This is a genomic window from Vibrio sp. 10N.261.46.E11 (assembly GCF_041472735.1).
Classification (GTDB): Bacteria; Pseudomonadota; Gammaproteobacteria; order Enterobacterales; family Vibrionaceae; genus Vibrio.
The window spans coordinates 1-13459 of record NZ_JBFRQW010000061.1; the positions used below are offsets into that span (position 1 = coordinate 1).

Annotated in this window: 15 protein-coding genes; 7 read left to right on the top strand and 8 right to left on the bottom strand. The window is 46.2% G+C overall.

Annotation, left to right across the window (positions count from 1 at the left end):
• The first annotated feature begins 498 nt into the window (after positions 1 to 498).
• Entirely contained in the window at positions 499 to 1044 is a 546-nt protein-coding gene (locus AB4407_RS18155; RefSeq protein WP_048657843.1) for a gamma carbonic anhydrase family protein, read from the top strand.
• Here AB4407_RS18155 and AB4407_RS18160 read toward each other — a convergent pair.
• The 4 genes from AB4407_RS18160 to AB4407_RS18175 form a co-directional block, all read right to left on the bottom strand.
• A complete protein-coding gene (locus tag AB4407_RS18160; RefSeq protein ID WP_102432372.1) occupies positions 1041 to 1310 on the bottom strand; it encodes a DUF1488 domain-containing protein in 270 nt (89 codons plus the stop codon). The two genes, AB4407_RS18155 and AB4407_RS18160, sit on opposite strands and share 4 nt — an antisense overlap.
• A gap of 17 nt (positions 1311 to 1327) precedes the next feature.
• Positions 1328 to 2158 (bottom strand): shikimate dehydrogenase, encoded by an 831-nt coding sequence (gene aroE, locus AB4407_RS18165; RefSeq protein WP_372121533.1) that lies wholly within the window; start codon positions 2156 to 2158, stop codon positions 1328 to 1330.
• A gap of 74 nt (positions 2159 to 2232) precedes the next feature.
• Positions 2233 to 3150 carry an oxygen-dependent coproporphyrinogen oxidase gene (gene hemF / locus AB4407_RS18170; RefSeq protein ID WP_372121534.1) on the bottom strand — a complete coding sequence of 306 codons (918 nt, stop codon included), beginning with the start codon at positions 3148 to 3150 and terminating at the stop codon, positions 2233 to 2235.
• A 20-nt stretch (positions 3151 to 3170) separates the two neighbouring features.
• Positions 3171 to 3728: an L-threonylcarbamoyladenylate synthase gene (locus AB4407_RS18175; RefSeq protein WP_372121535.1), complete on the bottom strand. Its 558-nt coding sequence runs from the start codon at positions 3726 to 3728 to the stop codon at positions 3171 to 3173.
• Positions 3729 to 3922: 194 nt separating this feature from the next.
• On the opposite strand from AB4407_RS18175, the gene purE reads away from it, so the two are divergent.
• Positions 3923 to 4408, top strand: a complete 486-nt coding sequence (purE, locus tag AB4407_RS18180) for a 5-(carboxyamino)imidazole ribonucleotide mutase (RefSeq protein WP_372098872.1) — start codon at positions 3923 to 3925, stop codon at positions 4406 to 4408.
• A 5-nt stretch (positions 4409 to 4413) separates the two neighbouring features.
• Positions 4414 to 5544: a 5-(carboxyamino)imidazole ribonucleotide synthase gene (locus AB4407_RS18185; protein ID WP_372121536.1), complete on the top strand. Its 1131-nt coding sequence runs from the start codon at positions 4414 to 4416 to the stop codon at positions 5542 to 5544.
• A gap of 86 nt (positions 5545 to 5630) precedes the next feature.
• Here the strand turns inward: AB4407_RS18185 and AB4407_RS18190 are convergent, their stop codons facing one another.
• The 4 genes from AB4407_RS18190 to AB4407_RS18205 are packed head-to-tail and all read right to left on the bottom strand — an operon-like array spanning position 5631 to position 8836.
• On the bottom strand, positions 5631 to 6200 hold the full coding sequence (locus tag AB4407_RS18190; protein WP_004735775.1) for a type I DNA topoisomerase: 570 nt from the start codon (positions 6198 to 6200) through the stop codon (positions 5631 to 5633).
• Positions 6201 to 6212: 12 nt separating this feature from the next.
• Positions 6213 to 6689 carry a DUF494 family protein gene (locus AB4407_RS18195; protein ID WP_372121537.1) on the bottom strand — a complete coding sequence of 159 codons (477 nt, stop codon included), beginning with the start codon at positions 6687 to 6689 and terminating at the stop codon, positions 6213 to 6215.
• 3 nt (positions 6690 to 6692) lie between these two features.
• Positions 6693 to 7805, bottom strand: a complete 1113-nt coding sequence (gene dprA / locus AB4407_RS18200; protein WP_372121538.1) for a DNA-processing protein DprA — start codon at positions 7803 to 7805, stop codon at positions 6693 to 6695.
• Positions 7802 to 8836, bottom strand: coding sequence for a LysM peptidoglycan-binding domain-containing protein (locus AB4407_RS18205; protein WP_408063691.1), 1035 nt, complete (start codon positions 8834 to 8836; stop codon positions 7802 to 7804). The genes dprA and AB4407_RS18205 overlap by 4 nt, the downstream gene beginning before the upstream one ends.
• Before the next feature lie 196 nt (positions 8837 to 9032).
• Between AB4407_RS18205 and def the strand changes: the two genes are divergently transcribed.
• From def to trkA, 4 genes are all read left to right on the top strand, one after another.
• The gene (gene def, locus AB4407_RS18210; RefSeq protein WP_004735769.1) at positions 9033 to 9545 is read left to right on the top strand and encodes a peptide deformylase; all 513 of its coding nucleotides are present in this window, start codon (positions 9033 to 9035) and stop codon (positions 9543 to 9545) included.
• A 38-nt stretch (positions 9546 to 9583) separates the two neighbouring features.
• Positions 9584 to 10531 carry a methionyl-tRNA formyltransferase gene (fmt, locus tag AB4407_RS18215; protein WP_372121539.1) on the top strand — a complete coding sequence of 316 codons (948 nt, stop codon included), beginning with the start codon at positions 9584 to 9586 and terminating at the stop codon, positions 10529 to 10531.
• A 120-nt stretch (positions 10532 to 10651) separates the two neighbouring features.
• On the top strand, positions 10652 to 11932 hold the full coding sequence (gene rsmB, locus AB4407_RS18220; RefSeq protein WP_372121540.1) for a 16S rRNA (cytosine(967)-C(5))-methyltransferase RsmB: 1281 nt from the start codon (positions 10652 to 10654) through the stop codon (positions 11930 to 11932).
• Between the two features lie 110 nt (positions 11933 to 12042).
• On the top strand, positions 12043 to 13419 hold the full coding sequence (gene trkA, locus AB4407_RS18225; protein ID WP_004739332.1) for a Trk system potassium transporter TrkA: 1377 nt from the start codon (positions 12043 to 12045) through the stop codon (positions 13417 to 13419).
• Positions 13420 to 13459: the final 40 nt, after the last annotated feature.

Consider the following 13459-nt stretch of genomic DNA (forward strand, 5'->3'; position numbering starts at 1 on the left):
ATTACCATTCCAACAGAATGGTAATGAATTGACTGTGCCAAAATTAAGTAAACTTAATTTCATATTGGTCACTCAGTTCATTGAAATCAATTTGTTACCGAAGTAACGGTTACTACCTAAGTAATAACGTTTTGATATTCATCAACGAGTGCCCACACAGATTGATAGGTTTAAATTGTTAAAGAGCTTTTCCTTTTTGAGCTTCGCTCAAATCGGACGGCCATTTTAGCGATTTAAGTTTTAGTGTCAACCACTATTTTCAAAACTTTTTTCAAGCGCTTAGCTTGGCTAATTTGACCTGCTGATTCGTTTTGGTTTCTGTTGAAGCCATCCCGTGTCAGCGAGGTGGCATTATAGAGATTTCGATCACACTGGCAAGCCATTTTTTCAGTTTTTCTTACTTTTTTGATTGTTCGAGCGTTTTTTGTTCAAAACTCCCCATTTTCACTAGTATTCCCCTTAATTAAGGGCTTAAGGTGCCTATATAAAGGAGGATTTATGAGTTCAATACGCAGTTATAAAGGAATATCCCCCCAGATTGGACAAGGTGTCTATATAGATACAAGTTCGGTACTGGTTGGTGATATCAAAATCGGTGACGACTCTAGCGTGTGGCCTTTGGTTGCAGCTCGAGGAGATGTAAACCACATTCATATTGGAGATAGAACGAATATCCAAGACGGCAGCGTTTTGCACGTCACCCATAAGAATGCAGAAAACCCTGAGGGCTATCCTCTATTAATAGGTAATGATGTCACTATCGGACATAAAGTAATGCTGCATGGCTGCACAATTGAAGATCGTGTACTTGTTGGCATGGGAGCTATCGTGTTGGATGGCGTGATTATCAAACAAGAAGTCATGATTGGTGCTGGTAGCTTAGTGCCGCCTAATAAGGTACTTGAAAGCGGTTACCTATATGTAGGAAGCCCAGTAAAACAAGCACGCCCATTAAATGATAAAGAGCGTGCCTTTTTACAGAAGTCCGCTGACAACTATGTTCAGAATAAAAACGACTATCTAGACTCTGTACTTCCAGTCTAAAGCGCTTTGATCTGAATCCGATTAGAGGAGTCATACTCCTCTTCTTCTATTAACTCTTCCGCTAGCTCTTCAATATCGAAACGTAACTCAGAAAAGATAACTAAAGCTTGATCGCCCTCTTTTATCTCTTTACCTGCCAATCGTGATAATTCTTCAATAGACATGACACATTCAATCAATGCGCCCGACTGTTGTGCAGGGAAGGTGATTGTTTGATTCTCTTCATTCCAATCTTGGATATCTGGAAATAGAATTGATTGATTCATTTTTTATAAATACCTCATTACATCTCTAGGTTTTTACGTAATTCTCTTAAAATCTGTTTTGTTCCCGGACGAAGGCCACGCCAAAGCATAAAGCTCTCTGCAGCCTGCCCCACTAACATACCCAAACCATCATAAGCAGCATGAACACCGTTATCTAACGCCCACTGATTAAATACTGTCGTTCCAGATCCGTAGACCATGTCATAAACGGCGCTGTTTGTATTAAAGATTACATCGGAAACTTCAGGGAGCTGACCGCTTAGACCTGATGAGGTCGAGTTGATAATGACATCAAAGCCATCATTAACATCACTTAGGCCCATACCTTTGATATTTCCATGCGACGAAAACATCTCAGCCAATAGTTCTGCTTTTGAACTGGTTCGGTTAGCGATCACCAACTGTTGTGGCTTTTGGTCGAGAAGAGGTTGAATCACTCCTCTCGCAGCACCACCAGCGCCAAGAAGAAGAACACGTGCTCCCTTTAGCGTCACTTGATGTTGAAGAAGGTCTTGAACTAAACCCTCACCATCGGTGTTATCACCAATGATCTCTCCATCATCGAGCTTCTTAAGTGTGTTTACAGCACCTGCTAGTTCAGCTCTTTCAGTCAGGCGATTAGCGAACTGATAAGCATCTTCTTTAAATGGCGCTGTGACATTACACCCTCTACCACCTTCACTAAAAAAAGCTTGAGCAGCAATGATGAATTCACCTTGTTCTGGCTGGAGTGCTGTATAGGTAAGTTGTTGGCTGGTTTGGCGAGCAAATAATGTGTGAATGAATGGCGATTTGCTTTGCCCAATAGGGTTACCGAAAACGGCATAACGATCTACTTGCTGTGTCATATCCTTACCTAACAGAAATAAAAAAGGTCATCTATATAGATGACCCTATCACTATACCTATAAGGAAGGAAGAACTACCAAACTCGAGGCTTTAGGTAGTCACTATAAAGCAGACTTTCTGGTGAACCTGCTTGTGGTTCGTAGCGGTATTCCCAGCGAGCCAATGGCGGCATCGACATCAATATAGACTCTGTGCGACCACCGCTTTGTAGACCAAATAGGGTGCCACGGTCATACACTAAGTTAAATTCAACATAGCGACCACGACGATAAAGTTGGAAGTCACGCTCACGTTCGCCATAAGGTGTCTCTTTGCGACGCTCAACAATCGGCAAGTACGCCGCAGCAAAACCTTCACCGACCGCCTGCATATAAGCAAAGCTCTTCTCAAAGCCCCACTCGTTAAGATCATCAAAGAACAGACCACCCACACCACGTGTTTCATCTCTATGTGGAAGATAGAAGTACTTATCACACCACTCTTTGTGTTCTTGATACACGTTATCACCAAATGGTGCACACAGGTCTTTAGCAGTTTGATGCCAAGATTGGCAATCTTCATCGACAGGATAGAATGGCGTTAAATCAAAACCACCACCGAACCACCAGATAGGGTCTTCCCCTTCCTTTTCGGCAATAAAGAATCGTACGTTGGCGTGTGAGGTTGGGATATAAGGGTTTTTAGGGTGGATAACTAACGATACACCCATCGCTTCGAACTTACGTCCGGCTAATTCAGGGCGGTGAGCGGTTGCTGAAGCTGGCATTGCCTTACCTGCAACGTGAGAAAAGTTAACACCACCTTGCTCAAAGACCGCACCGTTGGTCATCACGCGAGTACGACCACCGCCTCCGAGGCGTTCGCCAGGTTCGCGCTCCCATGCATCTTCTTCAAATAGTGCACTACCATCAGCTTGTTCAAGCTGTTGGCAAATCGAATCTTGTAGGTTCAGTAAAAACTGCTTTACTGCTTCTTTATCAATTGCTGCCATTTTACTTTCCTTTGCAGGGTTTAACCCTGTCTTAATATTTTCGACGTTTTTGCATCTCTAATTTCGCTTGGCTTGTCACGACCACCCGTTTGACCTTCTAAAATCGCTACCAAATGTTGGCCGAGTTGCTGCTGAACTTCTTCAGTCGTCATACAAGGCGGTTCGCCCGTCAGGTTAGCACTGGTAGAGGTTAACGGCTTACCGAATTCATTACACATTCTTTGAACCAAAGGGTGATCCGTCACTCGCACCGCGATCGAATCAAATTGACCGCTTACCCAGTCAGTAACTTTACTGCTGGTTGGCATAATCCAAGTCACCGGGCCTGGCCATGTCGCTTTAACCGTCGCTAACTGTGCTTCCGTCAACTGGCTTTCGTCAATATAGGGCAGCAACTGCTCGTAACTCGCAGCAATTAGGATCAACCCTTTCTCCATCGGCCGCTGTTTTAAATCGAGTAATTTCTGGATGGCTTGTGGATTATCTGGATCACAACCGACCCCAAAAACGCCTTCGGTCGGGTAAGCAATGACTTCACCTTGTTGTAATGCCTGCAATGTATGTTGAAAGTTATCCACGGGTGCCTCATTAATTCAGTTATCTAACTCACTAAGTGTACAAATTATCACTCACTGTGACTAAAGCTATTTGTTTATAAAATGTATCAATTAACAACTTAGACTGACGCAAACGTTTTCCTTGGGCAATTTTACCCGTATAATGCGCGCAAAATATCTAATCACTAATTAAATCGTACCTGAAGGAGTTTGAGATGACTGTCGGTATTATCATGGGTTCTAAATCTGATTGGCCAACAATGAAGCTAGCTGCAGAAATGTTGGATCAGTTTGGCGTGGCGTACGAAACAAAAGTGGTTTCTGCTCACCGCACACCTCAGTTGCTAGCAGACTACGCAACCAGTGCGAAAGAGCGCGGTATTAAAGTGATTATTGCTGGCGCAGGGGGTGCTGCACACCTACCTGGCATGGCAGCTGCCTTCACAAGCGTACCTGTTTTAGGTGTTCCTGTTCAGTCGAAAACACTCAAGGGCATGGATTCTCTCCTTTCGATCGTACAAATGCCAAAAGGTATCGCGGTAGGTACTCTGGCTATCGGTGAAGCTGGTGCTGCTAACGCTGGCATCCTAGCCGCTCAAATCATTGGTACACATAATGAAGAAGTGATGGCGAAAGTAGAAGCGTTCCGCTCTGAGCAAACAGAAACGGTTCTTGCTAATCCAAACCCTGCAGAGGACTAATTCCCATGCATGTTCTTGTGTTAGGCGCGGGCCAACTTGCTCGCATGATGTCCCTAGCTGGGGCACCGCTGAATATTGAAATTTCTGCTTTTGATGTTGGCAGCAAAAATATTGTTCACCCATTAACGCAAGCAATTCTAGGCAACGGCTTAGACAATGCGATTGAGCGTGCGGACGTCATTACTGCAGAGTTCGAACACATCCCTCACGATGTACTTGAGGTGTGTGAGCGCAGCGGTAAGTTCTTACCGACAACAGAAGCAATCAAAGCTGGCGGTGACCGTCGTCTTGAAAAAGCCCTGTTAGACGAAGCAAACGTGAAAAACGCTAAGTACTACGTGATTAACTCTCGCGAAGACTTTGACGCTGCAGTTGCTCACGTAGGCTTACCAATGGTATTGAAGAGCACACTTGGCGGCTACGATGGCAAAGGTCAATGGCGCTTAAAGACATTAGATAATGTTGATGCGACTTGGGCAGAAATGGCTGAGTGCATTACCGCGACCGACAACCAAGCTATTGTGGCTGAAGAATTCGTTCCGTTTGACCGCGAAGTATCACTGGTGGGTGCTCGTGGCGCCAATGGTGAGATACAAGTGTACCCACTGGCTGAAAATGTTCACACCGATGGCGTGTTGAGCTTATCGACAGCGATTGATGACATTGAACTGCAAGAGCAAGCGAAAGCCATGTTCACTGCCATTGCTGAACGCTTAGATTACGTTGGCGTACTCGCGCTAGAGTTCTTTGATGTTCAAGGTTCACTGCTGGTGAATGAGATTGCACCACGTGTTCATAACTCTGGCCACTGGACACAACAAGGCGCTGAAACTTGTCAGTTTGAGAACCATCTACGTGCCGTATGTGGGATGCCATTAGGCAGCACTAAACTGATTCGCCCAACCGCAATGATCAACATTCTTGGCGAAGATACCCTACCTGAAGCTATTCTGGCTCAAGGTGGCTGTCATGTTCATTGGTATGGTAAAGAGAAGCGTGCAGGTCGTAAGATGGGCCACATTAACGTGAGCGCTGACTACAACGCAGAGCTGCAAAGAGCGCTATGCTCACTGGCAGACATTCTCGATAAGCAAGCCTACCCTGCTGTGCATGAGTTTGCTGAGCAGATGAAGTAAATCTACATTGCTTGATGGATATAGAACGTTTATTGGATATAGAAACGGCGCTCATTGAGCGCCGTTTTTTTGTCTATAACATCAAGTTATTGAGATTGAATGTGATGACACTTGCGATCAGCACATTGCTTCTTAGTGCCACTGGCCGTTTTCTTCTCCAGCAACAGCGGGAACTGACACTCTTCACAACGACCTATAACAGGTGGCTGATTAACGGCGAACTTACACTTAGGATAGTTATCGCACGCATAAAAGGTTTTACCATAGCGAGATTTACGCTCAACCAAATGGCCTCTGCCACACTCAGGACAAGCAACAAGTGGCTGCTCTTCAGGTTGTTCTTTTGGTTGGTCCAAAGATTCGATGTGATTACACGTTGGGTAACTACTACAACCAATGAACATCCCAAAGCGACCCTGCCTTAATACCAATTCGTTTTGGCACTTAGGACACGGAACGCCTAGCTCTTTCACCACATGACCATCATTTTGATGCAGAGGCTTGATGTAATCACAGCTCGGATACTGCTTACAGCCTAAAAATGGTCCGTGCTTACCATGGCGAAGCTGAAGCTCTCCACCACACTGTGGACATGGTTCATGCTCTAATGCATGTTCATGTGCTGAAAAAAGCTGATTATCAATCTTACTACTCATGACAAGCCTGTATTAATGCAAGATACCTTGCTCTTTGGTGTACAACAGCTCTTCCATTTGCGTGTAAGCACTTTCATTACCCGGCACATTGAATAGCACCATTAAGATAATCCATTTCAGATCATCCAATTCAAATTCGCTCGTCTCAAGCCCCATCACACGATCAATCACCATTTCACGAATCTCTGTCGTGAGTACGCTGATCTGTTCAAGGAACAGTAAGAAACCTCGGCACTCCATATTAATACGTGAAATCTCTCGACTGGTATAAATACGCATCGAGGTATTGGAACACATAGTAATCGCCGCTTGGTTGTCGGTATCTTGCAATGCCGCAAGATCTTCTAACCAATGGAGGGCCTTATAAATATCATCTTGGTGAAACCCTGCTCGAAGAAGCTCATCTTCCAGCTCATCTTGATCCACCTGCAATTCAGAATCGCTATGGATGTAGGTTTCAAACAAGTACATCAGTATGTCCATCATCATAGCTTAGCCTCTCCCCTTTCGAATATAGCCACCGGAAACTGCAACAACATGCCCTGAGAGCTCAAGCTCTAAAAGCTGCATCATGACCTCATGCACAGGTATATGGGTTCTCTGTGCCAAAATATCAACGGGTGTCGCCTCTAATCCTACGTTAGCTAACAGCTGTGGAAATGGCAATTGTTCATTTTCACTCTCATTCGGCGTAGGCTCGAACAAACTGGGCTGCTGATCTATAGACCAGTCTAACAGACTCTTTATTTCGATCAGAACATCTTGAGCATTTTGCACCAAACATGCGCCAGCTTTGATTAAGCTATTACCTCCGCGACTGGTTGGGTTATGAATCGAACCGGGAAGCGCAAACACTTCGCGACCTTGCTCCATCGCATAACGCGCCGTAATCAAAGAACCGCTTTTCTCGGCCGCCTCAACGACGAGAGTCCCCAAAGACAATCCACTTATAATACGGTTACGCCGTGGGAAATGTTCAGGTCGAGGTTTAGCGTTTGGGCGGAATTCTGAAATCAACGCACCATTTTCACAGATCCTCTCCGCTAGATTTCGGTGTAGCGCAGGATAAATGGAATCCAAGCCAGAGCCCAACACAGCAAAAGTTTCCCCTCCTTTATCTAGAGCACCATCATGAGCATAGCCATCGATACCGAGCGCTAAACCACTGGTGACAATCAAGCCGTTTTGGACAAACTCTTTAGCGAAGGACTTCGCAGTTTGCAGCCCTTCGAGACTGGCGTTACGACTACCGACCATCGCGATTTGAGGCTCAATCAGTTTTTCAACGTGACCTTTAACGAAAAGCGCGCTCGGCGCAGAGGCGGTATCATTCAGCAGTTTGGGATAATGCGAGCAATTCGGGGTAATGATGTGATGGTTGGGTTGTCTTGCTTGCCACGCTAGGCAAGCCTCCACTTCTCTTGGGGCTTGCTCTCTTAAATAGGAGATTTGCTTAGCTGACAAGCCAATCGCTTGCAGCTGCTGACTTGAGTAGCCAACAATGTTCGAAGGGGAGTCGATACTCAGCAGACGAGAAAGGCGCTTGCCACCCAATTGCGGTACAAAACTTAGAGTTAGCCAAGCGCTCAGTTGTTGCTCATTCACTCGGTGCCCTTAAGCTCTTCCTTCAAAGCCAGATCCAGAGGTGATACCGCCAGAATGTCATTACTTACAGGCTTAGAGCTCTGAGTGATCAACGCGAGGCTAAAATACTCATAAGGACGAATGACCATCAAACTACCGAGTGAGGTACTTGGTAATTGCACCTTATCGCTCGCCGCAGACTCTTTGTAGCTGTATTCGCCTTGCTTACCAAACACCACAGCGCCGCTTTCGCTGAGGGTAAACATAGAGCCTTGGCGAAGATTGTCCTGTGAGCCTTTGTTAATAACCACGACCTGATTCTTTGCGCTGTATTGGCTGCCATCTAACGAACCCAAGATATTAGCAAACTGACCAACAGCACTAGGCGCAGGATAAAACGTGGTTGAGAGCTTCACCTGATCAACACCAAGCTCCGGTAATACGAGATCGTTAAGCAGTACTTCTTGCAGCTGAGTCTCTATCTGTAAGCTACTGAGCTCAGCGTCCACTTCTTTTAAGCGTGCCGTGGCGACCAAACGCAACGAGGTCATACTCGCTTGAGGTTGCTGTCGTTGGTAAGTTTCGACAGAACGGTAAATACCCCATTTTTGATGTTGCTGATTGCCCGAGATAAATAGTCGGTCTTCACCTGATAAGAAACGTTTACCATCACTTGTCCCCAAGACTCGTTGAGCCGATTGGATATCTTGTTGCTCAACCAAACGATCAGATTGTAGATACGGTAGAACCAGCCCCTCATTCACGGTAGGCACAGCTTTCTTCTCAGATACACGAATCTTAGGGCTTAGCTTGATGACGGGTTTGAGGCTCAATACAGGCTCGCCATTAATCCAAACCAGAGACAATTTATCTCCGGGGTAAATAAGGTGAGGGTTTTCTATCTCAGGATTTACCTGCCACAACCTAGGCCACAGCCATGGACTATCAAGATACATCGCGGAGATATCCCACAAAGTATCGCCCTTCACCACCACATACGCTTCGGGTGCTCCTTGTTTAATGGTTAAAGGTTGTTCACTATTTTCAGCCATAGTGGCGAAAGAAAGCGAGGCACAAATAAGAGATAAAGCGGGAAAAAATGACGCATGACCTAGGTTCCTTGGTCTGAATATATGACATCTGATTAGAGAATTACCTTCAGGATGCTGTCATTTGACCTCTAAAATGTCTAGAATTGAGCCAACAAGGTTTAAGCTGTTTCGGCACAGTTCAATATTTCGAGTGTATATGTCTGTATTACAAGTATTAACATTACCAGATGATCGTCTACGTACCGTGGCGAAACCGGTAAAAGAAGTTACCCCAGAGATTCAAAAGTTCGTTGATGACATGATTGAAACCATGTACGACGAAGAAGGTATCGGCCTTGCGGCAACGCAAGTAGATTTCCACCAGCGCATCGTTGTTATCGATATTTCAGAAACACGTGACGAGCCTATGGTTCTGATCAACCCTGAAATTACCGACAAACGTGGCGAAGATGGTATCGAAGAAGGCTGTCTATCTGTACCAGGCGCTCGAGCTCTAGTACCTCGCGCTGCAGAAGTAACGGTTAAAGCATTAGATCGTGAAGGCAACGAATTCACATTCGACGCTGACGACCTTCTGGCTATCTGTGTTCAGCACGAACTTGACCACCTAGAAGGCAAGTTGTTTGTTGATTACCTATCGCCACTAAAGCGCAAACGTATTCAAGATAAGCTAGCGAAGATTAAACGTTTCAACGAGAAACAAGGTTAATCACCGCTGCTATTACTAAATTAAGAAGGAAGTCTACCTTGGGTCAATCTTTAAGAATTGTCTTCGCAGGTACTCCGGATTTCGCCGCCCGTCACTTGGCGGCGTTGTTGTCTTCGGAGCATGAAGTTATTGCAGTTTACACCAACCCAGATCGCCCAGCAGGTCGAGGGAAAAAACTGTCTGCACCACCAGTAAAGCAACTTGCATTAGAGCACGGCATTCCAGTTTACCAACCAGAAAATTTCAAGTCAGATGAAGCTAAACAAGAGCTAGCAGATTTGAATGCTGACATCATGGTTGTTGTAGCGTACGGCTTATTGCTTCCACAAGTGGTTTTAGATACACCTCGCTTAGGTTGTATCAACGTGCATGGCTCTATCCTGCCGCGCTGGCGTGGTGCTGCTCCGATTCAACGCTCTATCTGGGCGGGCGATAAAGAGACAGGCGTGACGATCATGCAGATGGATATCGGTCTAGATACTGGTGACATGCTCAGTATCGCAACGCTACCAATTGAAGCGACAGATACCAGCGCTTCGATGTATGAAAAGCTAGCTGGCCTTGGCCCTGATGCGCTTGTTGAGTGTTTGTCTGACATCGCTTCTGGTAAAGCGGTGGCTGAGAAGCAAGACGACGAACTTGCTAACTACGCGAAAAAGCTAAGTAAAGAAGAAGCGCGTATCAACTGGAGTGATGACGCGGCTCATATTGAGCGCTGCGTTCGTGCTTTCAACCCATGGCCAATGAGCCACTTTGAAGCTGCGGAAAACAGCATCAAGGTATGGCAAAGCCGTGTAGCAGAGCAAACCTCTGATAAGCCTGCAGGTACTATTCTGCAAGCCGATAAAACGGGTATCTACGTAGCAACAGGACAAGGCGTACTTGTTCTTGAACAGCTGCAAGTGCCTGGTAAAAAAGCCATGTCAGTTCAGGACATCTTGAACTCACGTGCAAGCTGGTTTGAAGTTGGTACTCAACTTTCTTAACCGCTTTAAAGCTACTCAATATGTCCTTAAAAACGTGTAGCTTATAAAAACACAGTTTAGAAAACCTTTACGAGGGCAGAGATGCCCTCATGTATTCAAATAAAATATTCGGTACCCCTCATGAATGTTCGCGCTGCTGCTGCAAATGTCCTATTCCAAGTTGTCGATAAAGGCCACTCTCTTTCACACGCTCTCCCTGCGGCTCAAAAAACGATCCGTCCGCGAGACCATGCTCTACTGCAAGAGATTTGCTACGGCGCACTTCGTTACCTGCCTCGCTTGGAGTCAATCGCTAACGAACTGATGGAAAACTCGCTTAAAGGTAAAAAGCGCGTATTCCACCACCTGATCTTAGTAGGCATTTACCAGTTGAGCTTTATGCGCATCCCTTCGCATGCTGCCGTTGCTGAAACAGTTGAAGCAACCAAAACACTGCGCGGCCCAAGCCTCAGTGGTTTGATCAACGCAGTGCTTCGCAGCTACCTACGCGATCAAGAAGAGCTAGATGAGAAAGCCGTTAGCCACAATGCGGGCAAATACAGCCATCCAAGCTGGATCCTAAAAATGCTTCAAGAAAGCTACCCAGATCAGTGGGAGCAATTAGTTGAAGCAAACAACAGCAAGGCACCAATGTGGCTGCGCGTAAACCGCCAACACCACACTCGTGACGAGTATGTTGAACTGCTTAAAAACGAAAACATTGAATACACACTGCACCCTGAAGCGGCTGATGCCATAAAATTAGCGTCACCTTGTGATGTTACTTTGCTTCCTGGTTTCGACCGAGGCTGGGTATCAGTACAAGACGCTGCTGCTCAACTTTCTGTTGATTACCTAACACCAAAAGATGGTGAGCTAATCTTAGACTGCTGCGCAGCACCTGGCGGTAAAACTGCACACATTCTTGAACATACTCAAGACACTGAAGTGGTTGCAATCGACAGTGATATTAAACGCCTAGACCGTGTTTACGATAACCTTGAACGCCTACAACTACGTGCCGACGTGATCTGTGGTGATGCTCGCTACCCTGAAGAATGGTGGACGGGCAGTCAGTTTGACCGCATCCTACTTGATGCTCCATGTTCAGCGACGGGTGTAATTCGCCGTCACCCTGACATTAAGTGGCTACGCCGTGCCTCTGATATCGATGCACTCGCTGAGCTACAAAGTGAGATCATGGACGCAATGTGGCGTCAACTGAAAGAAGGCGGCACCATGGTTTATGCGACATGCTCTATCACACCGCAAGAAAACGTTCTGCAAGTGAAAGCTTTCCTAGAACGCACCGAGAACGCAACGCTAGTTGGGTCTGATATCGAAAATCCGGGTCGTCAAATACTGCCTGGTGAAGAAGATATGGATGGCTTCTACTACGCAGTTCTAGTAAAACAGGCATAACAACTAACAGCGGCTAAGGATTTATTTCTTAGCCGCTGTTTCTTTCTAGTGCATTATCAAAGCGAAATGAATTCACTAGAATTACAACGGCAAAAAATAAGAGAAAGGCTATGAAGATCATTATTCTAGGTGCTGGACAAGTAGGCGGTACCCTTGCTGAAAACCTAGTAGGTGAAAACAATGACATCACGATCGTCGACCGTAATGCCGACCGACTGCGTGAACTTCAAGACAAATACGACCTTAGGGTTGTAAACGGCTATGCCAGCCACCCGAACACACTACGTGAAGCGGGCGCGCAAGATGCCGATATGTTGGTTGCCGTAACCAACATGGATGAAACCAACATGGCCGCATGTCAGGTTGCCTTCTCTCTGTTTAACACACCGAACCGAATTGCACGTATTCGTTCTCCAGAATATCTGGAAGAAAAAGAAGCGCTCTTCAAATCAGGCGCTATTCCTGTCGATCACCTGATTGCACCCGAAGAACTCGTAACCAGTTACATCGAGCGTCTGATTCAATATCCAGGTGCATTGCAGGTTGTGAGCTTTGCTGAACAGAAGGTTAGCCTAGTAGCAGTAAAAGCTTACTACGGTGGACCATTGGTTGGTAACGCACTGTCTGCTTTGCGTGAGCACATGCCGCACATTGATACTCGTGTAGCCGCTATCTTCCGTCAAGGTCGCCCTATTCGCCCACAAGGCACCACCATCATTGAAGCCGATGATGAGGTTTTCTTTGTGGCAGCAAGTAACCACATCCGCTCAGTAATGAGTGAACTGCAACGCCTAGAGAAACCGTATCGCCGCATCATGATTGTCGGTGGTGGTAACATTGGTGCAAGCTTGGCGAAACGCCTTGAACAGAGCTACAGCATCAAGCTTATCGAGCGCAGCTATACTCGCGCCGAAAAGCTGTCTGAAGAATTAGAAAACACCATCGTATTCTGTGGTGATGCAGCAGACCAAGAGTTGCTAACCGAAGAGAACATTGATCAGGTGGACGTGTTCATTGCGCTAACCAATGAAGACGAAACCAACATCATGTCAGCGATGCTGGCGAAGCGAATGGGTGCCAAGAAGGTAATGGTGCTGATTCAGCGTGGTGCTTACGTCGACCTTGTTCAGGGTGGTGTGATTGATATTGCTATCTCGCCACAGCAAGCGACCATTTCTGCGCTGCTTACTCACGTTCGTCGTGCTGATATTGTAAATGTATCCTCTCTACGTCGCGGCGCTGCAGAGGCGATCGAAGCGATTGCTCACGGTGACGAAACCACATCGAAAGTTGTTGGCCGAGCAATTGGCGACATCAAACTGCCACCGGGCACCACTATTGGTGCGATTGTTCGCGGAGAAGAGGTACTTATCGCGCACGATAGAACCGTAATCGAACAGGATGACCACGTAGTGATGTTCCTAGTGGACAAGAAATACGTACCTGATGTTGAGTCTCTATTCCAACCGAGCCCGTTCTTCTTATAGCCTTGTTTCGTAAGCGTCTTCTCATAACCTTCTTGTGAGA

What these genes read in the sequence shown, in the direction of transcription:
- aroE (WP_372121533.1), bottom strand. Translation starts at nt 2,158, where the DNA reads ATGACACAGCAAGTAGATCGTTATGCCGTTTTCGGTAACCCTATTGGG.
- trkA (WP_004739332.1), top strand. Translation starts at nt 12,043, where the DNA reads ATGAAGATCATTATTCTAGGTGCTGGACAAGTAGGCGGTACCCTTGCT.
- rsmB (WP_372121540.1), top strand. Translation starts at nt 10,652, where the DNA reads ATGAATGTTCGCGCTGCTGCTGCAAATGTCCTATTCCAAGTTGTCGAT.
- AB4407_RS18205 (WP_408063691.1), bottom strand. Translation starts at nt 8,836, where the DNA reads ATGGCTGAAAATAGTGAACAACCTTTAACCATTAAACAAGGAGCACCC.
- hemF (WP_372121534.1), bottom strand. Translation starts at nt 3,150, where the DNA reads ATGGCAGCAATTGATAAAGAAGCAGTAAAGCAGTTTTTACTGAACCTA.
- AB4407_RS18190 (WP_004735775.1), bottom strand. Translation starts at nt 6,200, where the DNA reads ATGAGTAGTAAGATTGATAATCAGCTTTTTTCAGCACATGAACATGCA.
- AB4407_RS18155 (WP_048657843.1), top strand. Translation starts at nt 499, where the DNA reads ATGAGTTCAATACGCAGTTATAAAGGAATATCCCCCCAGATTGGACAA.
- AB4407_RS18195 (WP_372121537.1), bottom strand. Translation starts at nt 6,689, where the DNA reads ATGATGATGGACATACTGATGTACTTGTTTGAAACCTACATCCATAGC.
- def (WP_004735769.1), top strand. Translation starts at nt 9,033, where the DNA reads ATGTCTGTATTACAAGTATTAACATTACCAGATGATCGTCTACGTACC.
- AB4407_RS18160 (WP_102432372.1), bottom strand. Translation starts at nt 1,310, where the DNA reads ATGAATCAATCAATTCTATTTCCAGATATCCAAGATTGGAATGAAGAG.
- AB4407_RS18185 (WP_372121536.1), top strand. Translation starts at nt 4,414, where the DNA reads ATGCATGTTCTTGTGTTAGGCGCGGGCCAACTTGCTCGCATGATGTCC.
- purE (WP_372098872.1), top strand. Translation starts at nt 3,923, where the DNA reads ATGACTGTCGGTATTATCATGGGTTCTAAATCTGATTGGCCAACAATG.